This window comes from Burkholderia sp. PU8-34 (genome assembly GCF_053427725.1).
Genome location: NZ_JBSAXC010000008.1, coordinates 46,677 through 70,584 on the forward strand (window position 1 = coordinate 46,677; position 23,908 = coordinate 70,584).

General features: G+C 67.0%; 22 protein-coding genes, 1 tRNA gene and 2 pseudogenes. 10 read left to right on the forward strand and 15 right to left on the reverse strand.

Annotated features, from left to right (window positions below; genetic code table 11):
* The first annotated feature begins 32 nt into the window (after positions 1–32).
* The 5 genes from grpE to ACV22Z_RS19750 all read left to right on the forward strand — a co-directional run bounded on the left by grpE (position 33) and on the right by ACV22Z_RS19750 (position 6,489).
* A complete protein-coding gene (gene grpE, locus ACV22Z_RS19730; RefSeq protein WP_448077982.1) occupies positions 33–578 on the forward strand; it encodes a nucleotide exchange factor GrpE in 546 nt (181 codons plus the stop codon).
* A gap of 10 nt (positions 579–588) precedes the next feature.
* Positions 589–1,062 (forward strand): thioredoxin family protein, encoded by a 474-nt coding sequence (locus tag ACV22Z_RS19735; protein ID WP_448077983.1) that lies wholly within the window; start codon positions 589–591, stop codon positions 1,060–1,062.
* Between the two features lie 146 nt (positions 1,063–1,208).
* A complete protein-coding gene (gene dnaK / locus ACV22Z_RS19740) occupies positions 1,209–3,158 on the forward strand; it encodes a molecular chaperone DnaK (RefSeq protein WP_448077984.1) in 1,950 nt (649 codons plus the stop codon).
* 258 nt (positions 3,159–3,416) lie between these two features.
* Positions 3,417–4,547 carry a molecular chaperone DnaJ gene (gene dnaJ, locus ACV22Z_RS19745; RefSeq protein ID WP_448077985.1) on the forward strand — a complete coding sequence of 377 codons (1,131 nt, stop codon included), beginning with the start codon at positions 3,417–3,419 and terminating at the stop codon, positions 4,545–4,547.
* A gap of 4 nt (positions 4,548–4,551) precedes the next feature.
* Positions 4,552–6,489, forward strand: coding sequence for a chorismate-binding protein (locus tag ACV22Z_RS19750; RefSeq protein WP_448077986.1), 1,938 nt, complete (start codon positions 4,552–4,554; stop codon positions 6,487–6,489).
* Positions 6,490–6,601: 112 nt separating this feature from the next.
* Here ACV22Z_RS19750 and panB read toward each other — a convergent pair whose 3' ends face one another.
* Genes panB through hda form a run of 6 tightly spaced genes read right to left on the reverse strand, consistent with a single transcriptional unit; the run spans position 6,602 to position 11,684 of the window.
* On the reverse strand, positions 6,602–7,417 hold the full coding sequence (gene panB, locus ACV22Z_RS19755) for a 3-methyl-2-oxobutanoate hydroxymethyltransferase (protein ID WP_448077987.1): 816 nt from the start codon (positions 7,415–7,417) through the stop codon (positions 6,602–6,604).
* Between the two features lie 41 nt (positions 7,418–7,458).
* On the reverse strand, positions 7,459–8,145 hold the full coding sequence (locus ACV22Z_RS19760) for a deoxynucleoside kinase (protein ID WP_448077988.1): 687 nt from the start codon (positions 8,143–8,145) through the stop codon (positions 7,459–7,461).
* A complete protein-coding gene (gene folK, locus ACV22Z_RS19765) occupies positions 8,142–8,687 on the reverse strand; it encodes a 2-amino-4-hydroxy-6-hydroxymethyldihydropteridine diphosphokinase (protein WP_448077989.1) in 546 nt (181 codons plus the stop codon). The genes ACV22Z_RS19760 and folK overlap by 4 nt, the downstream gene beginning before the upstream one ends.
* Before the next feature lie 35 nt (positions 8,688–8,722).
* Positions 8,723–10,249, reverse strand: coding sequence for a polynucleotide adenylyltransferase PcnB (pcnB, locus tag ACV22Z_RS19770; RefSeq protein ID WP_448077990.1), 1,527 nt, complete (start codon positions 10,247–10,249; stop codon positions 8,723–8,725).
* A 5-nt stretch (positions 10,250–10,254) separates the two neighbouring features.
* Complete coding sequence (locus ACV22Z_RS19775) at positions 10,255–10,932, reverse strand: histidinol-phosphatase (RefSeq protein WP_448077991.1); 678 nt, start codon at positions 10,930–10,932, stop codon at positions 10,255–10,257.
* A gap of 11 nt (positions 10,933–10,943) precedes the next feature.
* Positions 10,944–11,684, reverse strand: coding sequence for a DnaA regulatory inactivator Hda (hda, locus tag ACV22Z_RS19780; RefSeq protein WP_448077992.1), 741 nt, complete (start codon positions 11,682–11,684; stop codon positions 10,944–10,946).
* 229 nt (positions 11,685–11,913) lie between these two features.
* Here hda and purM point away from each other — a divergent pair, with 229 nt between their 5' ends.
* Positions 11,914–12,969, forward strand: coding sequence for a phosphoribosylformylglycinamidine cyclo-ligase (purM, locus tag ACV22Z_RS19785; RefSeq protein WP_448077993.1), 1,056 nt, complete (start codon positions 11,914–11,916; stop codon positions 12,967–12,969).
* Between the two features lie 175 nt (positions 12,970–13,144).
* On the opposite strand, the gene miaA is transcribed toward purM, so the two are convergent.
* Positions 13,145–14,119 carry a tRNA (adenosine(37)-N6)-dimethylallyltransferase MiaA gene (gene miaA, locus ACV22Z_RS19790; RefSeq protein WP_448077994.1) on the reverse strand — a complete coding sequence of 325 codons (975 nt, stop codon included), beginning with the start codon at positions 14,117–14,119 and terminating at the stop codon, positions 13,145–13,147.
* Positions 14,116–16,125, reverse strand: coding sequence for a DNA mismatch repair endonuclease MutL (gene mutL / locus ACV22Z_RS19795; RefSeq protein ID WP_448077995.1), 2,010 nt, complete (start codon positions 16,123–16,125; stop codon positions 14,116–14,118). The genes miaA and mutL overlap by 4 nt, the downstream gene beginning before the upstream one ends.
* A 185-nt stretch (positions 16,126–16,310) precedes the next feature.
* Between mutL and ACV22Z_RS19800 the strand changes: the two genes are divergently transcribed.
* Positions 16,311–16,994: a DedA family protein gene (locus tag ACV22Z_RS19800; protein ID WP_448077996.1), complete on the forward strand. Its 684-nt coding sequence runs from the start codon at positions 16,311–16,313 to the stop codon at positions 16,992–16,994.
* Between the two features lie 78 nt (positions 16,995–17,072).
* Here the strand turns inward: ACV22Z_RS19800 and ACV22Z_RS19805 are convergent, their stop codons facing one another.
* Positions 17,073–17,885: a mechanosensitive ion channel family protein gene (locus tag ACV22Z_RS19805; RefSeq protein WP_448077997.1), complete on the reverse strand. Its 813-nt coding sequence runs from the start codon at positions 17,883–17,885 to the stop codon at positions 17,073–17,075.
* Positions 17,886–18,094: 209 nt separating this feature from the next.
* On the opposite strand from ACV22Z_RS19805, the pseudogene ACV22Z_RS19810 reads away from it, so the two are divergent.
* A pseudogene (locus ACV22Z_RS19810) lies at positions 18,095–18,300 on the forward strand (GNAT family N-acetyltransferase); the annotation flags it as partial.
* A gap of 16 nt (positions 18,301–18,316) precedes the next feature.
* On the opposite strand, the gene ACV22Z_RS19815 reads toward ACV22Z_RS19810, so the two are convergent.
* Positions 18,317–19,153 carry a class II glutamine amidotransferase gene (locus ACV22Z_RS19815; RefSeq protein WP_448077998.1) on the reverse strand — a complete coding sequence of 279 codons (837 nt, stop codon included), beginning with the start codon at positions 19,151–19,153 and terminating at the stop codon, positions 18,317–18,319.
* Positions 19,154–19,346: 193 nt separating this feature from the next.
* Positions 19,347–19,676: a carboxymuconolactone decarboxylase family protein gene (locus ACV22Z_RS19820; RefSeq protein ID WP_448077999.1), complete on the reverse strand. Its 330-nt coding sequence runs from the start codon at positions 19,674–19,676 to the stop codon at positions 19,347–19,349.
* Between the two features lie 127 nt (positions 19,677–19,803).
* Here ACV22Z_RS19820 and ACV22Z_RS19825 point away from each other — a divergent pair, with 127 nt between their 5' ends.
* Together ACV22Z_RS19825 and ACV22Z_RS19830 are read left to right on the forward strand one after the other, a co-directional pair.
* Positions 19,804–20,745, forward strand: a complete 942-nt coding sequence (locus ACV22Z_RS19825) for a cupin domain-containing protein (protein ID WP_448078000.1) — start codon at positions 19,804–19,806, stop codon at positions 20,743–20,745.
* Between the two features lie 174 nt (positions 20,746–20,919).
* A pseudogene (locus tag ACV22Z_RS19830) lies at positions 20,920–21,012 on the forward strand (LysR family transcriptional regulator); the annotation flags it as partial.
* 108 nt (positions 21,013–21,120) lie between these two features.
* On the opposite strand, the gene ACV22Z_RS19835 reads toward ACV22Z_RS19830, so the two are convergent.
* From ACV22Z_RS19835 to tolB, 4 genes are all read right to left on the reverse strand, one after another.
* Positions 21,121–21,196 (reverse strand) — tRNA-Lys (locus tag ACV22Z_RS19835).
* A 55-nt stretch (positions 21,197–21,251) separates the two neighbouring features.
* Positions 21,252–22,001 carry a tol-pal system protein YbgF gene (gene ybgF / locus ACV22Z_RS19840; protein ID WP_448078001.1) on the reverse strand — a complete coding sequence of 250 codons (750 nt, stop codon included), beginning with the start codon at positions 21,999–22,001 and terminating at the stop codon, positions 21,252–21,254.
* Between the two features lie 19 nt (positions 22,002–22,020).
* The gene (gene pal, locus ACV22Z_RS19845; RefSeq protein WP_448078002.1) at positions 22,021–22,530 is read right to left on the reverse strand and encodes a peptidoglycan-associated lipoprotein Pal; all 510 of its coding nucleotides are present in this window, start codon (positions 22,528–22,530) and stop codon (positions 22,021–22,023) included.
* Between the two features lie 17 nt (positions 22,531–22,547).
* Positions 22,548–23,843 (reverse strand): Tol-Pal system beta propeller repeat protein TolB, encoded by a 1,296-nt coding sequence (tolB, locus tag ACV22Z_RS19850; RefSeq protein ID WP_448078003.1) that lies wholly within the window; start codon positions 23,841–23,843, stop codon positions 22,548–22,550.
* Positions 23,844–23,908: the final 65 nt, after the last annotated feature.

The window sequence follows — 23,908 nt, forward strand, 5'->3', positions numbered from 1 at the left end:
TTGGCTTCAACCTCTAATCGACTTTCAGCGACATGGAAAACACGCAAGAGAACCCGGCTCCCCAATCGGCCGAAGACATCGGCAGCGAGACGCAGGCAGCGCAAGGCGCCGCGCCGGCGGCCGTTGCCGCCGAAGCGGCGCTCGCCGAGGCTCAAGCCAAGGTCGCCGAGCTGCAGGAAAGCTTCCTGCGGGCGAAGGCCGAAACCGAGAACGTGCGCCGTCGTGCGCAGGAAGACGTCGCGAAGGCGCACAAGTTCGCGATCGAAAGCTTTGCCGAGCATCTGCTGCCGGTGCTGGACAGCCTCGAGGCGGCGGTCGGCGATACGTCCGGCGACCTCGCGAAGGTGCGCGAAGGCGTCGAGCTGACGCTGCGCCAGCTGACGAACGCGCTCGAAAAGGGCCGCGTCGTCGCGATCAACCCGGTTGGCGAGAAGTTCGATCCGCACCAGCACCAGGCGATCTCGATGGTGCCGGCCGAGCAGGAGCCGAACACCGTCGTCGCCGTGCTGCAAAAGGGCTACACGATTGCCGACCGCGTGCTGCGCCCGGCGCTCGTGACGGTCGCGCAACCGAAGTAAGGCCGCTGGCATGGCCGCTGCCGGCGTCGATCCGGCCGCATTCGACGTGTTCGGCATGCAGGCTCTGTCTGCCGACATGTTCGACGCCGGTCTCGCGAGCGCCGGCGACGCGCTCGCCGTCGTGTTCTTCTGGGGCGTCGACTGCTTCAACTGCGAGATCGCGAAGAAGGCGATGCTTGCGCAGCCGGATGCGATCCGTGCGCTAGACCTCAAGTGGTTCCATAGCAACGTGTACGAACACCAGGCGCTTGGGCGCCGCTTCGGGCTGCACGGCGTGCCGACGTGGTTCTTCTTTCACCGCGGCAGGCGGCTCGGCCGCGCGACCGGCTGGCACGGGCTTGCACAGTTCGAGGCTGCCGTGGCGGCCGCGCGGCAGAAGATCGGGGCGGCGGGCGATGCTGCGGCGGCGAACGGTCGGCCGGCTGGCCCGGATGTGTCCGCCGGCGCTCCGGCACCCGCCCATCCGGGCCCGGCGGCCGATTGAAAAAATTTAATAGCCGCATCGCTTGTCGGGTCTTGAAAACGGCGCGGTCGGACTTATTTCGGGAACAGAGTTGAATTCGGCGCGCGAAACGGCCGCAAAAAGGCGGGTTTCGCGCAGCAATCAAGGATTTCTGGAGATTAGGAAAAATGGGAAAGATCATCGGTATTGACCTCGGCACCACGAACTCGTGCGTCGCGATCATGGAAGGCAACCAGGTCAAGGTCATCGAGAACTCGGAAGGCGCACGCACCACGCCGTCGATCATCGCCTACATGGACGACAACGAAGTGCTCGTCGGCGCGCCGGCCAAGCGTCAGTCGGTGACGAACCCGAAGAACACGCTGTTCGCCGTGAAGCGCCTGATCGGCCGCCGCTTCGAAGAGAAGGAAGTGCAGAAGGACATCGGCCTGATGCCGTACTCGATCGTCAAGGCGGACAACGGCGACGCGTGGGTCGAAGCGCATGGCGAGAAGCTGGCGCCGCCGCAAGTGTCGGCGGAAGTGCTGCGCAAGATGAAGAAGACGGCCGAAGACTACCTCGGCGAGCCGGTTACGGAAGCCGTGATCACGGTGCCGGCGTACTTCAACGACAGCCAGCGTCAGGCAACCAAGGATGCCGGCCGCATCGCGGGCCTCGAAGTCAAGCGGATCATCAACGAGCCGACGGCAGCCGCGCTCGCGTTCGGCCTCGACAAGGCCGAGAAGGGCGACCGCAAGATCGCCGTGTATGACCTCGGCGGCGGCACGTTCGACGTGTCGATTATCGAGATCGCGGACGTCGACGGCGAAATGCAGTTCGAAGTGCTGTCGACCAACGGCGACACGTTCCTCGGCGGCGAAGACTTCGACCAGCGCATCATCGATTACATCATCGGCGAGTTCAAGAAGGAGCAGGGCGTCGACCTGTCGAAGGACGTGCTCGCGCTGCAGCGCCTGAAGGAAGCTGCTGAAAAGGCGAAGATCGAGCTGTCGTCGAGCCAGCAGACCGAAATCAACCTGCCGTACATCACGGCCGACGCATCGGGCCCGAAGCACTTGAACCTGAAGATCACCCGCGCGAAGCTGGAAGCGCTGGTCGAGGATCTGGTCGAGCGCACGATCGAGCCGTGCCGCATCGCGATCAAGGATGCGGGCGTCAAGGTGTCGGACATCCACGACGTGATCCTGGTCGGCGGCCAGACCCGCATGCCGAAGGTCTTGGAGAAGGTGAAGGAATTCTTCGGCAAGGATCCGCGCCGTGACGTGAACCCGGACGAAGCCGTCGCGGTTGGTGCGGCGATCCAGGGCCAGGTTCTGTCGGGCGACCGCAAGGACGTGCTGCTGCTCGACGTGACCCCGCTGTCGCTCGGCATCGAGACGCTCGGCGGCGTGATGACGAAGATGATCAACAAGAACACGACGATCCCGACGAAGCACGCACAAGTGTACTCGACGGCGGACGACAACCAGGGCGCCGTGACGATCAAGGTGTTCCAGGGCGAACGCGAAATGGCGGCCGGCAACAAGCTGCTCGGCGAGTTCAACCTCGAAGGCATCCCGCCCGCACCGCGCGGCGTGCCGCAGATCGAAGTGACCTTCGACATCGACGCGAACGGCATCCTGCACGTCGGCGCGAAGGACAAGGCGACCGGCAAGGAAAACAAGATCACGATCAAGGCGAACTCGGGCCTGTCCGAAGCCGAAATCGACCAGATGATCAAGGACGCGGAAGCGAACGCGGCGGAAGATCACAAGCTGCGTGAGCTGGCCGATGCACGCAACCAGGGCGACGCACTCGTCCACAGCACGAAGAAGGCGCTGACCGAGTACGGCGACAAGCTGGACGCGGGCGAGAAGGAGAAGATCGAGGCTGCGCTGAAGGAACTCGAGGAAGTGCTGAAGAGCACCTCGAGCGACAAGGCCACGATCGATGCGAAGGTCGAAGCCGTGGCGACGGCCTCGCAGAAGCTCGGCGAGAAGATGTACGCCGACATGCAGGCCCAGGCAGGTGCGGCCGGCGCGGCGGGCGCAGCGGAAGGCGCGGCCCACGCGGGCGGCGCACAGCAGGCTGCCGACGACGTCGTCGACGCCGAGTTCAAGGAAGTGAAGAAGGACTAAGCCGGGTTGCAACAGCACCGCACGCCGCGCGCGAATGCCGCGCGCGGCGCGGCTGACAAGCGGTCTGTCTTTCCTTCCGGATGGCCGGATCGACTCTACGCCTGGCGGGCTTCGCGGCCCTCCGGGCACATTTGTTTTTTGGTGGGCGCTGCGTGTGCTGTCCCTGGACGGACGCCGCAACGCCAGACGAGTCGCGAGACTTTACTGCGAGCGAAAGGAGCCGCCGCGTGCATCAGGCGCGGACGGCAGTGAATCGATATGGCGAAACGGGATTACTACGAGGTTCTGGGCGTCGCGAAGAATGCGAGCGACGACGAAATCAAGAAGGCATATCGCAAGCTTGCGATGAAGTATCACCCTGACCGCAATCCGGACAACAAGGATGCGGAAGAGCATTTCAAGGAGGCGAAGGAAGCCTATGAAATGCTGTCGGATGGCCAGAAGCGGGCCGCGTACGATCAGTACGGCCACGCAGGCGTCGATCCGAACATGGGCGGTGCGGGCGCACAGGGCTTCGGCGGATTTGCCGACGCGTTCGGCGACATCTTCGGCGACATCTTCGGCCAGGCCGCAGGCGGCCGCGGCGGCCGGGGCGGCCCGCAGGTGTATCGCGGCGCGGACCTGCGCTACAGCATGGAAATCACGCTCGAGCAGGCCGCGCACGGCTACGACACGCAGATCCGCGTGCCGAGCTGGGTGTCGTGCGAGGTCTGTCACGGTTCGGGCGCGAAGCCGGGCACCAAGCCCGAGACCTGCCCGACCTGTCACGGCCAGGGCACGGTGCGCATGTCGCAGGGCTTCTTCAGCATCCAGCAGACCTGCCCGAAGTGTCACGGCAGCGGCACCTACATTCCGGAGCCGTGCGCGCACTGCCACGGTTCGGGCAAGGTGAAGGAAACCAAGACGCTCGAGGTGAAGATCCCGGCCGGGATCGACGACGGCATGCGGATCCGCTCGGCCGGCAACGGCGAGCCGGGCATCAACGGCGGGCCGCCGGGCGACCTGTACGTCGAGATCCACATCAAGCCGCACTCGGTGTTCGAGCGCGACGGCGACGATCTCCACTGCCAGATGCCGATCCCGTTCACGACCGCCGCACTCGGCGGCGAGATCGAGGTGCCGACGCTGGCAGGCCGCGCGACGTTCCCGGTGCCGGAAGGCACGCAGTCGGGCAAGACGTTCCGTCTGCGCGGCAAGGGCATCAAGGGGCTGCGTTCGAGCATCGCGGGCGATCTGTACGTGCACGTGCAGGTCGAGACGCCCGTGAAGCTGACCGACAATCAGCGCGACCTGCTCAAGCAGTTCGAGAAGTCGCTGGCCGAGGGCGGTGCACGCCACAGCCCGCAGAGCAAGAGCTGGTTCGACCGCGTGAAGAGCTTCTTCGAGTGACGGCATGATTGAAGGCAGCGGGAGCGCGCCGTTCGCGCTCTTGGACGATTGCGACTCGACCGCGTCCGCGCGGTCGAGTCGCTTGTACACGGGCTTCGTGCATGAACGGGTATGCACCGATCCCGCCCGGCTCGACGACGTCGACGCGGCACTGGCGCAGGATCTGCGCGACGGGCTGCACGCGATCGTCGTCGGCGACTATGAATTCGGGCGCAATCTGCAATGGGCGCAGCCGGGCGAGGCCCCGCTGCGCTTTTTGCTGTTCGCGCGCTGCGAGCACCTGTCGCGCGACGAAGTCGACGCGTGGCTCACGGAACGCGACGGCGGCGCGGCAGCGCCGTCGATCGCGGGCGTCGCGCATGTGACGAAGAGCGTGACGCGCGATGCATTCGATACGGCGATCTTGGCCGTGCACGATGCGTTGTGTGCGGGCGATTCGTATCAGGTCAACTATACGTACCGGCTCCATTTCGATGTGTTCGGCACGCCGCTCGCGCTATACCGGCGCCTGCGCGCGCGCCAGCCGGTGCGTTACGGCGCGCTGATCGCGCTGCCGGACGGCGCGTGGGTCGTGTCGTGCTCGCCCGAGCTGTTCGTCGAAAAGCACGGCGACGTGCTGCGCGCGCGGCCGATGAAGGGCACCGCACCGCGTTCGGACGACCCGCAGCGCGATGCCGATGCGGCCGCGTTCCTCGCGAGCGACCCGAAGAATCGCGCCGAGAACGTGATGATCGTCGATCTGCTGCGCAACGACGTGTCGCGGATCGCGCGCACGGGCACCGTCAAGGTACCCGCGCTGTTCTCGGTCGAGCCGTATGCGTCGGTGTGGCAGATGACGTCGACCGTCGAGGCCGGATGGCGCGACGGGACGACGTTCGCCGACATGCTGCGCGCGCTGTTTCCGTGCGGCTCGATCACCGGCGCGCCGAAGCACAAGACGATGCAGTTGATCGATGCGATCGAATCGACGCCGCGCGGGCTCTATACGGGGGCAATCGGGTGGCTCGACGCGCCGCGCGCGCCTGCGGCGGGCTGCGGAGATTTCTGCCTGTCGGTCGCGATCCGCACGTTGACGCTCGGGGCGACCGGCTCAGGTGCGGCCGGCTCAGGTGCGACCGGCGTAGGGGCGGCCAGCGATGAAGCGGCCGGCGACGAGGCGGCCAGCGCACGCGTAACCGCCACGGGCGCGCGGCGTACCGGCACGATGGGCGTCGGCGCGGGTATCGTCCTCGACAGCGTTGCTGCCGACGAATATGCGGAGTGCGAATTGAAAGCACAATTCCTGACCGATGCCGATCCCGGCTTCCAGTTGTTCGAAACGACCTGCGCGACGCGCGCGGACGGCATTCGCCATCTCGACCGCCATCTCGCACGGCTGCAACGCAGCGCGGATGCGTTCGGCTTCCGCTTCGATGCGGCGGCGCTGCGCCGCGAGATCGATACGCGCTATGCGGCGCTCGACGGCGAGGGCCCGTATCGGATGAAACTCGCGCTGGCGAAGAGCGGCACGGTCGAGATCACGGCCGCAACGCTCAAGCCGTTGCCCGCGGGCCCGGTGGGCGTGCTGCTTGCCGCCGACCACGGGTTCGCGCCGACACATGCCGACGACGCGCTGCTGCTGCACAAGACGACCCGCCGCGCCGACTACGATCGCGCATGGCAGGCCGCCGAGGCGCTCGGCTGTTTCGACATGCTGTTCGTCAATACGCACGGCGAGGTGACGGAGGGCGGACGCTCGAACCTGTTCGTCAAGCTCGACGGTCAATGGGTGACGCCGCCGCTGTCGTGCGGCGTGCTGCCGGGCGTGATGCGCGGCGTGCTGCTCGACGATCCGTCGTTCGGTGCGGTGGAGCGTGTCGTGACGCGCGCCGACCTTGCGCGCGCGGAAGCGCTGCTGTTGACCAACGCGTTGCGCGGCACGCTCGACGCGGTGCTGAAGTGACCGGCCGGCGCGGATATCGCGCCGCAACGACTGCATGAAAAAGCGCGGCGCCCCGCAAAGGGCGCCGCGCTTTTTCATGTCCGCGAGCCGGCGGCGAACCGCCGGCCGCATGTCAGAACGAATGCTCCGGCCCGGGGAACGTGCCGTCCTTCACCGCGCGCACATAGGCTTCGACGGCTGCATGGATGTTCGGCTGGCCCTGCATGAAATCCTTCACGAACCGCGGCCGCTTGCCGGGGAAGATGCCGAGCATGTCGTGCAGCACGAGCACCTGGCCCGAGCAGTCGGCGCCCGCGCCGATGCCGATCGTCGGCACGCGCAGCATCTGCGTGACTTCTGACGCGACAAGTGTCGGCACGGCCTCGAGCAGGACGAGCTGTGCGCCCGCCGCCTCGAGCGCGCGCGCGTCGCGCAACAGTTGCGCGGCGCCTGCCTCGGTCTTGCCCTGCACCTTGAAGCCACCGAATGCGTGCACGGACTGCGGCGTGAGACCGATATGCGCGCACACGGGCACCGAGCGCTCGACGAGGAAGCGCACGGTATCGGCGAGCCATTCGCCGCCTTCGAGCTTGACCATCTGCGCGCCCGCGCGCATCAGCTTGACCGAGCTGGCAAACGCGTCGGCCGGCGTGCCGTACGTGCCGAACGGCAGATCCGTCATGACGAGCGCGCGCGGCTGCGCGCGCGCGACGCAAGCGGTGTGGTACGCGATGTCGTCGAGCGTGACGGGCAGCGTGGTCGTATGGCCCTGCAGCACGTTGCCGAGCGAATCGCCGATCAGCAGCACGTCGGTGCCCGCACTGTCCAGCAGCGCGGCAAAGCTCGCGTCGTAGCAGGTCAGCATCGCGATCTTCTCGCCGGCGTCGCGCATTGCCTGCAGCTTGGGCACCGTCACGGCAGGCCGACTCGATTCCTGGAGATAGGTCATGGGGAAATCCGGTTCGATGGGTAAAAAAGCGGCGAAACGCGTCAGCGCGTCGTCTCGCCCTTGACGAAGAATTCCTTGCGGCCGCGCATCGTCTCGATGCGCTCGATCAGCAACGCAAGGTCTTCGGGGGATTCCAGCGGGTTCAGATGCTCCGCGGCGACCGTCAGCACCGGCGTGCGGTCGTAGTGATAGAAGAATTCGTTGTATGCGTCGACGAGCGCGCGCAGGTACGCGTCGCTGATCTGCAGCTCCATCGGCAGCCCGCGCTTCTGGATGCGCGCGAACAGCACTTCAGGGCTTGCCTGCAGGTACACGACGAGATCGGGCGTGGGCGCCTGGGGCAATTCGACGTGCGCCGACAGCGCGCGATACAGCTGCCACTCGTCGTCGGGCAGGTTCAGCCGCGCGAAGATCTCGTTCTTCTGCGGCATGAAGTCGGCAACGACCGGCCGGCCCGTTTCCAGTGCGCCGATCAGTTCGCGCGCCTGCTGCGCGCGCTGCAGCGCGAACGCCAGCTGCGTCGCCAGCGCATAGCGCGCGGTGTCGCGATAGAAGCGTTCGAGAAACGGGTTGTCCTGCGGGCGTTCGAGCAGCGTCTGCATCGACCAGCGCTCCGCGAGCAGGCCCGCGAGCGTCGTCTTGCCGACGCCGATCGGGCCTTCGATCACGAGATAGCGGTGCGGTGCGCGCAGATCGGGCGCGGTGACGGTCAGCGGTGTCGGGTTCATCGGCAGCGGCCCTTGTCGGCATTGGCGGCGCTGGCGGCCAGCGCCTTCTGCACGAGGCACTGGCAGGTCTGGACCTTCTCGATGCGCTGGCTTGCGACCGCGGCGAGGTATGCCGCGGCACGGCCGCGCGCCGGAATGTCGAGCGCCGGCTCGATCTCGACGAGCGGCACGAGCGCGAATGCGCGATCGGTGAGGCGCGGGTGCGGCACGATCAGGTCAGGCTCGTCGATCGAGTCGGTACCGAACAGCAGGATGTCGACGTCGAGCGTGCGCGGCGCATTGCGGTACGGGCGCTCGCGCCCGAAGTGATGCTCGATCTTCTGGCAGAGGGCGAGCAGCTCGCGCGCGGCGAGCGTGGTGTCGATCTTGACGACGCAGTTGTAGTAGTCGTCGCCGCCCGCATCGATCGGGGCGGTGCGATACAGGCTCGACTTGTCGAGAATCATGGTGGTGCGCTGCTGGGCGAGACACACCACCGCGTCCTTCAGCGTCTGGCGCGCATCGCCGAGATTCGCCCCCAGGCCGAGATATGCAACCGTCATGGCATCACTTCCTACGTCGTTCGCCGGCGCGCACGTCAGTCTTCCGAACCGCCCGAGGCATCCGGCGCCTGCTCGACGCCTTCGTCCGACTTGCGATTCCTCACACCGCCGCGGCGGCGCCGCTTGCGGGGCGATTTTTCCTTGGTTCCGCCCTGCGTGAGCAATGCCTCGCGAGCGGCAGCGTCGCCTTCGATGAAATCCGTCCACCACTGCCCGACGTCCTGGTCCAGCTCGCCGGATTCGCAGCGTAACAGGAGGAAATCATACCCCGCTCTAAATCTTTGGTGTTCCAGCAGGCGCAGCGCGCTGCGGCCCGAGCGCTTCTCGAGGCGCAGCTGCAGCCCCCAGATCTCGCGCATGTCGGCCGAGTAGCGCTTGTGGATCGCGAGCTTCTCGGTCTGCATGTCGAGCACGTCGTCCATCGCGCGATGCAGCGCGGGCACCGGGAATTCGCCGTCGGCCGTGTACTGCTCGAAGCGCTGACGCATGTCGTGCCACAGCAGCGTCGCGAACAGGAAGCCCGGCGACACCGGCTTGCCGGCGCGCACGCGCGCGTCGGTGTTGTTCAGCGCGAGCGTGATGAACTTCTCGCCCTGCGGCTGTTCGAGCACGACATCGAGGAGCGGCAGCAGCCCATGGTGCAGGCCTTCCTTGCGCAGCTGCTTCAGGCACGCGAGCGCGTGGCCCGACAGCAGCAGCTTCAGCATTTCGTCGAACAGGCGCGCGGCCGGCACGTTGTTGATCAGGTCGGCGAGGGCCTGGATCGGCTCGCGCGTATGCAGTTCGATGTCGAAGCCGAGCTTCGCCGCGAAGCGCACCACGCGCAGCATCCGCACCGGATCCTCGCGATAGCGCGTGGCCGGGTCGCCGATCATCCGCAGCAGGCGGGCGCGCATGTCGGCCATCCCGTCGTGGTAGTCGAGCACCGTCTGCGTCGACGGGTCGTAGTACATCGCGTTGATCGTGAAGTCGCGGCGCGCGGCATCCTCGTGCTGCTCGCCCCACACGTTGTCGCGCAGCACGCGGCCGCTCGCGTCGACCGCGTGCGTGCGGCGGTCGAGTTCGTCGCGCTTCAGGCGCTTCGGCGGCTCGGCGGCGGCCGCCTCGGGCGGCGCGTCGACCAGCGCGCGGAACGTCGACACCTCGATCAGCTCCTGGCCGAACTGCACGTGGACGATCTGGAAGCGGCGGCCGATCAGGCGCGCGCGGCGGAACAGGCGCTGCACCTCGGTCGGCGTTGCGTCGGTCGCGACGTCGAAATCCTTCGGCGCGATGCCGAGCAGCAGGTCGCGCACCGCGCCGCCGACGATGAACGCGCGGAAGCCGGCCTGCTGCAGCGTGTCGGTCACGCGCACCGCGTTCTTCGAGATCAGCGCGGGATCGATGCCGTGCACGTTCGCGGGCACGATGGTCGGCTCGTGGTTGCGCGCCTTCTTCGCGGCGGCGCGTGCGCTTTTCGCGGCACGCGGGGCCGGGGCCGCGTCGTCGGCCGGAGCCGCTGCGGGGGAGGTTTGTTCGGCGTCGTCCTGGCCGAGCAGCTTGCGGATGAATTTCTTGATCACGACGTTCAGAAAAGATCGAGGATGCGCCAGCCGCGGTCGCTTGCATGCGCGCGCAGCGTGTCGTCGGGGTTGGTCGCGATCGGGTCGGTGACTTTCTCGAGCAACGGGATGTCGTTGTGCGAATCGCTGTAGAAGTAGCTGCGCTCGAAATCGTTCCAGTGCTTGTCGAGCGACGCGAGCCACGCTTCGGTGCGGACGATCTTGCCCTCGCGGTAGCTCGGCGTGCCGGTCGGCCGGCCCGTGTACGGCGAATCGGGATGGCCGTCGGTCGTCTCGACCTCGCACGCGATCAGCGTGTCGACGCCGAACGCGTTCGCGATCGGCCGCGTGATGAATTCGTTGGTCGCGGTGACGATGCAGCACAGGTCGCCCGCATCGAGGTGCTCGCGCACGAGCTCGAGCGCGGCGGGCAGCATCGCGGGGCGGATCACCTCGTGCATGTACTGCTCGTGCCATTCGGCGAGCTGCGCGCGCGAATACTTCGCAAGCGGCGTGAGCATCGCGGTCAGGTACGCGTGGATGTCGAGCTTGCCCGCCTTGTAGTCGGCGAAGAACTGGTCGTTCTGACGCGAGAAGCTTTCTGCGTCGACGATGCCGAGCTTCACCATGAAGCGGCCCCATTCGTGGTCGCTATCGGTCGGGATCAGCGTGTGATCGAGGTCAAAGAGTGCCAGATTAGTCATGGAAGCGCATTTTACTCGAAGCGGTTCGGACCCGTGCCCGGCGGCACGATGTCGTCGCCGGGGCGGGCCAGCATCCGGCGTAACAGCGGCAGCGTGACGGCGCGCTTCTGCTCGAGCGAGAAACGGTCGAGCGCGTCGAGCAGCGCCATCAGGCTCGGCATGTCACGGCGGAAATGGGTGAGCAGGTAAGCCGCGATGTCGTCGGTGAGCGCGATGCCGCGCTCCTTCGCCGCGAGCTTCAGCACGGCGATCTTGCCGGCGTCGGACGGCGGCGACAGATGGAACACGAGCCCCCAGCCGAGGCGCGTGCGCAGATCCTCGCGGACGTCGAGCGCGAGCGGCGCCGCGGGGCCCGTTGCGACAAACGCGCTCGACGGATGCGCGCGGACCTCGTTGAACAGGTTGAAGAGCGCGACCTGCTGGGTGTCGCTCATCCGGTCGCAGTCGTCGATCGCGTAGATACCAATGCGCGGGTCGAACGTGAACGCGCCGAGCGGGCTCTGTGGCGTGAGATAGCGCGCGTTGCCGTACGATGCGTCGCTCACGAGCGCCTGCAGCAGGTGGCTGCGGCCGCTGCCGGGCTCGCCCCAGATGTAGAACGACCGGTCCGGCACGGGGCCGGCCGCGAGCGCGAGGTCGAGCTTCTGCAGCCGCGTGATGAGCTCGCCGTTCTCCTCGCCCGTGATGAAGTTGTCGAACGTGGCGGGTGGCGGCGTGCCGAGATCGAGCGTCAGTTGACGGGAAGCAGTCACGATGCGGAGCGGTTGGGGTCGAGCGTGCCGAAGGCCGGGCCCGCGCCGGGGAAGGCCGCCGCGGCGTCCGCGCGCACGGCGGCCCGCCGGCTGCGGCGCGGTTCGCGTTGCGATGAAAACGGGGACGTGTTGGCCAAGATGCAATCCCTGACGATTCGATGCGGGGAATTCCGGCCGCGCGGCCGGCTTCGGGTAAAATCGCATTTTACCGACCTTCTCGCATTCCCCCATGAATCCTCCGAAATCCGCTCCTGACGCTCAAGGTCTGTCCTATCGCGACGCAGGCGTCGACATCGACGCAGGCGACGCGCTCGTCGACAAGATCAAGCCCTTTGCGAAGAAAACCCTGCGCGACGGCGTGCTCGGCGGCATCGGCGGGTTCGGCGCGCTGTTCGAGGTGCCGAAGAAGTATCGCGAGCCGGTGCTCGTGTCGGGCACCGACGGCGTCGGCACGAAGCTCAAGCTTGCCTTTCATCTGAACAAACACGATACGGTCGGCCAGGATCTCGTCGCGATGAGCGTGAACGACATCCTCGTGCAGGGCGCCGAGCCGCTGTTCTTCCTCGACTACTTCGCGTGCGGCAAGCTCGACGTCGACACGGCGGCAACCGTCGTCAAGGGCATCGCGCAGGGCTGCGAGCTGTCGGGCTGCGCGCTGATCGGCGGCGAGACCGCCGAGATGCCGGGCATGTACCCGGACGGCGAATACGACCTGGCCGGTTTCGCGGTCGGCGCGGTCGAGAAGAGCAAGATCATCGACGGCAGCACGATCGCCGAGGGCGACGTGGTGCTGGGCCTTGCGTCGAGCGGCATCCACTCGAACGGCTTCTCGCTCGTGCGCAAGATCATCGAGCGCGCGAACCCGGACCTGTCCGCCGATTTCCACGGCCGCTCGCTCGCGGACACGCTGATGGCGCCGACCCGCATCTACGTGAAGCCGCTGCTCGCGCTGATGGAAAAGATCGCCGTGAAGGGCATGGCCCACATCACGGGCGGCGGCCTTGTCGAGAACATTCCGCGCGTGCTGCGCGAAGGCCTGACCGCCGAGCTGGACCAGAAGGCGTGGCCGCTGCCGCCGCTGTTCCAGTGGCTGCAGGAGCACGGCGGCGTTGCCGACGCGGAAATGCACCGCGTGTTCAACTGCGGGATCGGCATGGCCGTGATCGTATCGGCGGCGGATGCCGACGAGGCAGTCAGCCAGCTTACGGCAGCCGGCGAGCAGGTGTGGAAGATCGGCACCGTGCGTGCGACCCGCGAAGGCGAGGCGCAGACGGTCGTGGTCTGACGCGCCGCCCGCAGGACGATGTCATCGAAAGCCGCCCGGAGTCGATCCGGGCGGTTTTTTTTCTGGTGTCGCTCCGTGCGCGCGGTGCGGGCGAACGAGGGGCGACGATGAGCGAAGACGAACGCGCGATCCGCGACCTGATGGAAACCTGGTTTGTCGCGAGCCGGCGCGTGGATCAGGCCGGCGTGCGGCCGTCGAGCACGCGTTCGAGCGCGTCGACCGCCTGCACCGTCGAGCCGGGCGCGACGCAGTCGACGACGATCCGCTCCGGCATCGCGCGCAGCCACGTGAGCTGGCGCTTGCACAGCTGGCGCGTCGCGAAGATGCCCTTGTCGCGCATCGTCGGATAGTCGGTCGCGCCGTCGAGGAACTCCCACGCCTGCCGGTAGCCGACGCAGCGCATCGACGGCAGGCCGAGATGGAGGTCGTCGCGGCGGCGCAGCCGCTCGACTTCGTCGATGAAGCCCGCATCGAGCATCGCGTCGAAGCGCTGCGCGATCCGCGCGTGCAGCACCGCGCGGTCGGACGGCTCGAGCGCGACCGGCACGAAGCGGTAGCGGGCCGCTTCGTCGTCCGCGCGCGGCGGCGCGGCGAGCAGCGCCGACATCGGCTGGCCGCTCAGCAGGAAGACTTCGAGCGCGCGCTGGATGCGCTGCGAATCGTTCGGCGCGAGGCGCGCGGCCGTTTGCGGGTCGACCTGGGCGAGCCGTGCATGGAGCGCCGGCCAGCCATCGCGCGCGGCGTCCGCGTCGAGTTCGGCGCGCATCGCAGGGTCGGCGCCCGGCAGATCGTTCAGCCCGTGCGTCAATGCCTTGTAGTACAGCATCGTGCCGCCCGCGAGCAGCGGCGTGTGGCCGCGCGCGGCGATCTCGCCGATCAGGCGCAGTGCGTCCGCACGGAATTCGGCCGCCGAGTAGGCGTCCGCCGGGTCGATGATGTCGATCAGGTGGTGCGGCACGCGCGCGCGTTCGTCGCGGGTCGGCTTCGCGGTGCCGATATCCATGTCGCGATAGACGAGCGCCGAATCGATGCTGACGATCTCGATCGGGCGCCGCCCGGCGAGCGCCAGTGCCGCGGCCGTCTTGCCGGACGCGGTGGGGCCGAGCAGGCACGCGACCGTCGTTGGGAGGGCAGGCTGCGACATGCTCATTGGCCGCGCATGAACAGGCGGTCGAGATCGGCGAGCGTGAGCTGATACCACGTCGGCCGGCCGTGATTGCACTGGTCCGCGCGTTCGGTCGCTTCCATCTGGCGCAGCAGCGCGTTCATCTCGTCAAGCGTGAGGCGCCGGTTGGCGCGCACCGCGTGATGGCACGCGAGCGTGCCGAGCAGTTCGTGCTGGCGTTCGGTGAGTACGCGAGAGCCGCCGAACGCGTGCAGATCGGCGAGCACCGCGCGCGCGAGCGCCTGCAGGTCCGCATCCTTCAACAGCGCCGGCACCGCGCGGATCGCGAGCGTCGTCGGCGACAGCACCGCGAGATCGAAGCCGAGCGATTCGAGCGTCTCGCGCTCCTCTTCGACGGTGCCGATCTCGACCGGCGTCGCATTCATCGACACCGGCAGCAGCAGCGCCTGCACCGCGACCGAACGGTCGGCGAGCGCATTCTTGAACTGTTCGTACAGGATCCGCTCGTGCGCCGCATGCATGTCGACGATCACGAGCCCGTGCGCGTTCTGCGCGAGCACGTAGATGCCGTGGATCTGGCCGAGCGCGAAACCGAGCGGCTGGTCGTCGTGCGCCGTGTGCGCGAGCGACGGCGCGGCGAAACCCGGCGGCGGCGCGACGGGTGCGTCGGCCGCATCGTGCGCGACCATCGTTGCGCCGGCCGGCGTGCCCGCGCCGCTGTCCTTGCGGCCGAACAATGCGTCGTAGAGCGCGAGCGGCTGCGCGACGGGCAGCGTGCCTTGCGTCATGCGAGCCTGGCGCAGCCAGGTGTTGCCTTGCGACGACGACGACGATGACGACGCCGGAGACGGAGACGACGCGTGCAGAAGACCGCCGCCGATGCTGCCGCCGGCCTGGCCGAGCGGCGTGCTCTGGAACGACGCGGGGCCCGGCGCGGGGGCGATTTGCGCGGCATGGCCGCCCGCGGTGGTCTCGGGCGACGCGCCCGCGTGGCGCGCGAGCGCGCGCTGCACCGCGTGGAATACGTATTGGTGGATCGAGCGCGAATCGCGGAACCGGACCTCGATCTTCGACGGGTGCACGTTCACGTCGACCGCCTCGGGCGGCAGGTCGAGGAACAGCACGTAGGACGGATAGCGGTCGCCGTGCAGCACGTCCTCGTAGGCCGCGCGCACTGCGTGCGTCAGCAGCTTGTCGCGCACGAAGCGGCCGTTTACGAAGAAATACTGCTGGTCGGCGCGGCCGCGGCTCGCGGTCGGCAGGCCCGCGCAGCCATAGACGGCGAGCGGCCCGGCGCGTTCGTCGAGCGGCAGGTGCGCGGTGGCGAAACCGTCGCCGAGAATTTTGGCGACGCGCTGCGCGGGCTCGGTCGCGTTCCAGTGCTCGACCGCCTTGCCGTTGTGCAGCACAGAGATCGCGACGTCGGGCCGGGCCAGCGCCGCGCGGCGGATCATTTCCAGGCAGTGGCCGAACTCGGTCTGCTCGCTTTTCAGGAACTTGCGGCGCGCGGGCGTGTTGAAGTACAGCTCGCGCACCTCGATCGTCGTGCCGACCGCGCCGGCGGCCGGCGCGAGCACGCCCGTCTGCGCGTCGATCCGCGTCGCGTGCGAAGCGTCGGCAGTGCGGCTCGTGATGAACATCTCGGCCACCGACGCGATCGACGCGAGCGCCTCACCGCGGAACCCGAGCGTCGCGACCGCTTCGAGCTCCTCGAGCGAGCGGATCTTGCTCGTCGCGTGGCGCATCAGCGCGAGCGGCAGCTCGCCGGGCGGGATCCCGCAACCGTCGTCGGTGATCGAGATGCGCTTGACGCCGCCTTCGTCGAGCACGATGCGCAGCGTGTTTGCGCCGGCGTCGAGCGCGTTCTCGAGCAGTTCCTTGACGACCGACGCCGGGCGTTCGACGACCTCGCCCGCGGCGATCTGGCTGATCAGCTGGTCGGGCAGGGGCTGGATCGCGCGCAGCGGGCGCGGCGAGTGCGGATCAGGGGCGGGCGTGGCGCCCGCGGCCGTTTCGGTGAATTCGGACATGGCCGAATTATAGCGAGGCGGCCGCCTCGCGCCGGGCTGTCGATCCGTTACGTTTTTTCACGGAGCCTTAAGGTAGTTTCGGTATGATGACTGCGTCTCGCGCACCGCCCTGACCGGGCGGGCGCTTTCGCCGTGTTTTCGCCCCTTTGGCCTTGACCGGCCAGCTTGCCCTGAAGGAACCGCATTTGGATACGCTGCTTCACTTCGTCAATCTCGTCCTGCATATCGACGCATTCCTGGGCGATTTCATCCGGCAGTACGGCGCCTGGGTATATCTGGTTCTGTTCCTGATCGTGTTCTGCGAGACGGGCCTCGTCGTGTTTCCGTTCCTGCCGGGCGATTCGCTGCTGTTCATTGGCGGCGCGTTTGCGGCGACCGGGGAAATGAACGTCGGCGCGCTGATCGTGCTGCTCCTCATTGCGGCGATCGGCGGCAACACGGTCAACTACCTGATCGGCCGCTGGATCGGCCCGAAGGTGTTCAACACGCATATCCCGGTGCTCGAGCGCTTCCTCGACCGCGCGGCGCTGCAGAAGACCCACTCGTTCTACGACAAGCATGGCGGCAAGACGATCGTGCTCGCGCGCTTCATCCCCGTCGTGCGGACTTTCGCGCCGTTCGTCGCGGGCGCGTCGTCGATGAGCGTCGCGCGCTTCCAGCTGTTCAACGTGCTCGGCGCACTGCTCTGGGTGCTGCTGCTCGTGCTGCTCGGGTATTTCTTCGGCAACATCCCGTTCATCCGCCAGTATTTGAACGTGATCGTGCTGGCCGGGATCGGCGCGGCGATCGTGCCGGTCGTGCTCGGCGCGGTGTGGAAGATCGTGCGCGGGCGTCGGCCGAACGATGTGCAGAAGACGGGCGGGCGTTGAAATCGGCCGGTCGTTGAAGCGAAGAAAAGCGTGGCTGCGAGCCACGCTTTTTTTTCGCCTGCTGCGTGCGCCGCGCCGTCAGGCGTTGCGATGCGAGATCGGCGTTTCGGGCGTCGGGTATTGCGCGTCGCGGAACGTGTCGAGGATCACACGGTTGGTGTCGCAGTACACCTGCCAGTAGTTCGCCGGCTGCGCGGACGGGCGCACGAACAGCAGCGGGCCTTCCGGCGTGAACTGCAGCACGCCGACGTCCGGCGCCGGGGTGGTCAGCACATTCGGGATCTTTTGTACCGACTCCTTCAGGCGGTTGATCGCGTCGACCGCGTCGACGCCGTTCGCGATCTTCGCGGTCAGGTCGACGCGGCGGTATGACGTCGCGCTGTAGTTCGCGATGTTGTCCGAGAAGATCTTGTTGTTGCCGACGATCGTCACGATGTTGTCCGCCGTGATGATCGTCGTGCCGAACAGGCCCAGTTCCTTCACCGTGCCGGTGACGCCGCCCGCGCTGATCACGTCGCCGATCTTGAACGGCCGCAGCACCTGCATGAATACGCCGGCCGCAAAATGCGCGAGCAGCCCGCCCCAGGCGGTACCGATCGCGAGGCCGAGGCCCGCGAGCAGCGCGGCGAACGACGTGGTCTGCACGCCGAAGATCTGCAGGATCGCGAGGATCAGCAGGATCGTCAGCAGCACGCTGACGACGGAGGTCAGGTAGTCGGCGAGGGTTGGGTCGACTTTGCCGCTGCGCTGGACGATCTTGCCGAGCAGGCGTGTGCCGATGCGGATCGCCCAGCGGCCGATGAACCAGAGGGCGATGGCGGCGAGGAGGTTGAGGCCGAAATCCAGGCCGCGTGTCATCAGGAATTGCTGGGCGGTGTCGAGGTTCAGCATGGGGGGCTCCGTGGTGACTGAAAGGAAGGAGGCGAGGGCGAATGTTCCGATGTTTATAGCCGACGCAGTTTGACGTGGCAACTGTTGGAGGGGGACCGGAGATCGAGGTTTCAGCGGTGCGTATGTGGCCGGCGGCGCACAACGCCGCATGGATCGCACCGCCCGGCGCGCCCTTGAGCCAGTTGCGATCGAGCCTGCCATCCGCCTTCATGTGGCCAATGACCGGCTCGATCGCGCCGCGCGTGCGGTTTCGCGACGCCGGGCCGGACGATACGGCCGCGTGTGCGCCGCACGTGTTTGAATCCGGCGTCGGCGAGTTCGGTTATTTTTCGGCGAGCCCGATGCACGCTGCATCGCATTCCTGAACGACGCGTTCCGGTTATGCCATGGCCGCTTCTCGTGGCCCCGCGTGCGCGGTCCGTCAACCTTTCCTAGCTGCGCCGCAACGGCGCAAACGGCACCTGCTTGAGATCCGCGCCGTGCGCGACGATCGCCGTGCTTTCCGGCACTTCCTCCCATGCGTCGCGCAGGTTGACGAGCGGCTCGGACAGCACCATGAATGCGTCGTCGCCGGCTTCCGCGATGCGCGGATTGTGCGGATACAGCTCGTGAAGGTGCTTGAACGACGTGCTGTGGAACAGCGTGCGCGACTTCCGCTCGCTCGAGTAGCGCACCGCGAAGATCCGCTCGCCGTCGGTCACGCACACGGTCATGTTGAGCGGCGTCGCGACACGATGGTGCTCGGCGATGTCCTCGACGACGCCGGCCATGCGCTCGAGCGCCGGCAGCGGCGACTGTTCGAGGCCGAATGTCAGCGCAAGGCGAAACATCAGCTCCGAATCCGTCGACCCTTCGATCGTCGGAAATAGCGCGGGATCGACCTTCATCGTCAGGTCGCGGCGCAGCTTGTGGAAGTCGCGGATCAGCCCGTTGTGCGCGAACAGCCAGCGGCCGTGACGGAACGGATGGCAGTTGGTTTCCTGCACGGGCGTGTCGGTGGCGGCGCGAATATGCGCGATGAACATCCGCGAACGGATCGCGCGCGCGGCTTCGCGCAGGTTGCGATCGTTCCACGCGGGATGCACCGACCGGTAGCGGAACGGGAGTTCGTCGGGGTGGCCGTACCAGCCGAGGCCGAAGCCGTCGCCGTTGGTGGTTGTCGCGCCCAGTTGCGAATGCAGGCTCTGGTCGATCAGCGAATGCTTGGCGCGGAACAGGACGGTCTCGAGATGGATCGGGTTGCCGGTATAGGCGAGCCAGCGGCACATGGGACGCTCCTTCGCGATAGGACCTTCGCGCATGGTAGCCGACTTCGGGCGGAACGCGTGCGGGCAGGGCGGGGGCGTGCTTCGGTCCGGTCTGAGGAAAGCGATGCAGGTGCGCTTCAGAAGTTCGACGGCCCGAAGCCCGGAACCGGGCGCCCCGGACGGGCCGGGGCGCCAGGGACGACAGTCGCTGTGCTCAGTCGCCCATCGCGTCCATCACGCGCGCCGAATAGACGAGCGCCGCGCCCGCGTTCAGCGCGACCGCCACACCCAGCGCTTCCGCCACTTCCTCCTTCGTCGCGCCGTGCTTTGCCGCCTCGGCCGTGTGCACGGCGATACAGCCGTCGCAGCGCGTCGTGACGGCCACCGCAAGCGCGATCAGTTCGCGCGTCTTCGCGTCGAGATGGCCGGTCTTGGCGCCGGCGCCGGACAGCGCCTTATAGCCGGCCAGCGTGTCCGGCGACAGCTTCGCGATTTCGCCGATGCGCGTCGTGAGTTCCTTGCGATATTCGTTCCAGTTCAGCATGGCTCGTCCTTTCCAGGGTTGGGTGACGGCGGCGGGTGCCGCAGTCTCGGTTGATGCACGGCTATTCTGAACGCCGGCGCTGATGGTTTCGATACACTGGTGCATCAATTTCTAGCGCGATCGTCTCATGGATGCATTGAGCCAACTGCTGCTGCTGGGCCGCAGCCATGTCGAGCTGGACGTACGCTGCCTGCTCGACGGCCCGTTCGCGATCGCGCACGACGCGCTGCCGCCCGGCGAAGCGGCGTTTCACCTGTTGCTGGCCGGGCAATGCCGGCTGCGCACTGCGAGTGGGCGGACGCTGCATCTGTCGGAGGGCGATTTCGTGCTGCTGCCGACGGGCGACGCGCATGAAACCGGCGATGTAGCAGGCACGTCGGGCGCGTCCGCCATACCGATGCGCGAACGGCCCGCCGCAGCCGGCGCGGTGCTGCCGATCAAGAGCAATACGGACACGCCCGATCGCGCGAGCGTGGACCTGCTCTGCGGGCGCTTCGTGTACGGGCGCGGCTCCGGGGAACTGCTGATGCGCGCGCTGCCGGGCGTGCTGCACGTCGGGTTGCGCGAGTCGTCGGGGCTGGCGCCGTTGCAGATGCTGACCGGCGTGTTGCGCGCGGAGGCATCGAATGTGCAGCCGGGCGCCGGCGCGATCGTGAACGCGCTCGGGCAGGCGCTGCTCGCGTATGCGCTGCGCGCGTACGGCCGCGACGCGCAGGGGCCGCCCGGCTGGCTCGCACTGGCCGCCGACGCGCGGCTCGGGCCGTCGATCCAGGCGGTCCTGCAGGCGCCCGCGCAACCGTGGACGGTCGAGTCGCTCGGCGACGTGGCGGCGATGTCGCGTGCGACCTATGCGCGGCATTTCCGCGAGAAGGCGGGGATGAGCGTCGGCGCGTTTGTCACGCAGATCCGGATGATGCACGCCTGCGCGCTGCTGAAGGACACACGTCGCGGGCAGGCCGACATCGGGCAGGCGGTCGGCTACCAGTCCGAAGCGGCGTTCGGCAAGGCGTTTCGCGACGTGTTCGGCATGACGCCGGGCAAGTGGCGGCGCGCGCATCGGGGGCCGTGAGCGCGCGGCCGCGCGTACACGTCGCTGTATGACGAGCGCTCGCTGCTGTATTGCTGCAAGGAGCATCCGCTTTTCGTGCGGCGCGATCGCGCATCGACGGACGAAATCCGGAACTGGGCCGCTGTGGTGCCGAACTACCGGCAGTCGCCGAAGGCCATCGACCTGCACAAGCAACTCGCGCGCGCGGCAACGGCGTCCGATCGAGAAGGCATCGCATTCCTGATCATGACCGGCGAATACATCGGATTCCTGCCGGATCACTTCGCTGCGGAATGGGTGGGTGCAGAAGAAAACGCGGCCGAAGCTGCGTTGGAAGTTTGTTGGAAGTCTGAAATGAGAAAGGGCCTAGCATTGCTGCTAAGCCCTTGAATCTTCTGGTAGGCCGTGCGGGACTCGAACCTGCGACCAACGGATTAAAAGTCCGCTGCTCTACCAACTGAGCTAACGACCCGAAGAGGCAAAACTATAACTTTGAATTCAAAGTCTGTCAACAACCTTCGGCACGATTATTTGATCGTCTGCAGCTTGCCTTGTGCCGTCTGCGCCGCGCTCGACCCGGCGTACTGCGAAACGACCTGTTCGAAGGTCTTCTTCGCCGCCGCCTTCTGGCCTTGCTCGAGCTGGTTCGTGCCGATCGCGAGCATTGCGTCGGCAGCACGCGGGTGCTGCGGATACTTGCTCACGATGCCCTGCCAGGTCGCCGTCGAACCCCGGTAGTCGCGCAGTGCGTACTGCGCGTTGCCGAGCCAGTACTGCGCAGTCGGCTGATAGGGGCTCTGCGGATACTTCGCGATGAAGCTGCGGAACGACGCGGCCGCCGCCTTGAAGTTGCCGTCGCGGAATTGCTGCTGCGCTGTGTTGAACGCATCCGTTTCGCCCGGCTGCACGGTGCCTTCGACACCGTCCACCGTCTTCTGCTGCGGCTCGAACTTCTTGAGCCGCGTGTCGAGGTCGGTGTAGTACTCCTTCTGCTGGCGTTCGAGCGTCGTGAGCCGGTTCGTCAGGTCCTCGTTCTCGCCGCGCAGCGTCGCGACCTGCTGGTTCAGCTGGTCGAGGCGGCCGGTTTGATCGAGGATCGTGCGCTGCGCAGCCGACAACTGGCTCGCCAGGTTGTCGGTCTTGCTGCGCAAATCGAGCACGGCGCGACGCGCTTCGTTGTCGTCGAACACGCCGGCGTGCGCCGGCGCGGCCGACCACGCCGCGCCGACGACGCAGAGGGCTGCGGCTACGCGCAGCAAGGTTTCACGGTGCGTCATACAGCGAACCTTCCGTTACTTACTGTTGGTACACGAGATCCGAGCGGCGGTTCTGCGCCCACGAAGCCTCGTCGTGACCCGTCGCCTGCGGCTTTTCCTTGCCGAGGCTGACGGCTTCCATTTGCGAATCCGGCACGCCGAGCAGCGCCATCGCGCGGCGCACGGCTTCCGCACGCTTCTGGCCCAGCGCGAGGTTGTACTCGCTCGTGCCGCGCTCGTCGGTGTTGCCCTGGATCAGCACGTGGCGCTGCGGATGGCTCTTCAGGTACTGCGAGTGCTGCTGCATCAGCGGCTGGTACTCGTCCTTCACCGAATAGCTGTCGAAATCGAAGTAGATGCTGCGCTTCGCGAGCGGGCCGTTCGGATCGTTCAGCGGATCGACGTTCACTTGCGCGACGTTTTCCGGGTTCGGCTGCGTGCTCATCGCACCGGCGTTGGCCTTGTCGTCGAGCTTCACGCCCGACTTACATGCTGCCAGCGCGCCGACCATCATCACGGCCATGGCCAGACGAACTTTTTTCGACATCATGGTTACTCTCCTTGTGGTCATTGCATGAAGGGTCCCCACGACGGCTCGCGTACGGAGCCGCCCTGGACGGACAGAATCTGCGGCGGCGCACTGCCGTCGGAAGGAACGGCAGCCAGCACGTTGCGGCCACCCGATTGCGTGGCGTACAGCACATACTGGCCGTTCGCCGCAAAGCTCGGCGACTCGTCACGACTGGTATTCGTGATCGCGTTCGCCGCGCCCGATTGAAGATCCTGGACGTACAGCTTGAAGCCACCGCCCGTGCGGGAGATGTAAGCGAGCAGCTTGCCGTCCGGGCTCACGCGCGGGCTCGTGTTGTAGCTGCCGGTGAAGGTCACGCGCTGCGCCGAGCCGGCGCTCTCGCCCTGCGCGGGCATCCGGTAGATCTGCGGCGCGCCGCCGCGGTCGCTCGTGAAGTAGATCCAGCGGCCGTCCGGCGAGTAGAACGGCTCGGTGTCGATCGAGCTGCTCTGCGTCAGCCGGTGCAGGCCGCCGCCGTTCGCGTTGACCGCGAAGATCTGCGTGTTGCCCGTCAGCGACAGCGCGACCGCCAGCGTCTGGCTGTCCGGCGACCACGCCGGCGCGCTGTTGTTGCCCTTCTGGTCGGAGACCATGTAGCGGCGGCCCGTCGGCAGGTCGTGGATATAGACGATCGGCTTCTTGCGCTCGAACGACACATACGCGACCTTCGTGCCGCTCGGCGACCACGCCGGCGAGATGATCGGTTCGGTGCTCGACAGCGCAATGCGCGCGTTCTGGCCGTCCGAATCGGAAATCTGCAGCTGGTAGCGGTTGCCCGTCTTGATCACGTACGACAGCCGCGTCGCGAACACGCCGCGCGTGCCGAGCAGCTTCTGGTAGATGTAGTCGGCGATCTTGTGGCCGGCCGTGCGCAGCGTGCCGTCGTTCGCGGTCAGCGACAGGCCGCCGAGGCTTTGCTGCTTGACGGTGTCGTACAGGATGAAGTTGACCTTGTACTGGCCGTTCGCGTCGCGGTTCACGCTGCCCGCGACGAACGCGTTCGCGCCCTTCGCCTTCCACGCACCGAGGTCGACCGAGGCGGTCTCGGGCACCGGCGTGCTGCCGGCGTCGATGTTGGTGAATTTGCCGCTGCGAGCGAGGTCGGCGCGGACGATCGACGTGACCTGCTGGGGCAGGCCCGCCTCGTTCGCGAAATTCGCGGTGGCGATGGGGAACTGGGTCGAACCGACGCCGGTGATCAGCACGTCGACCTGCGCGTTAGCGGCGCTGCCCGCCGCAATCAGACACGAGGCCACGAGTGCCCTGAAACCTAGCTTCGTCATCAAACTCATGCTTCTTGCTTCCCGTATGACTAGTATCGCTGCGCAACCGCAGAGACAGTAAAAATACCCGATTC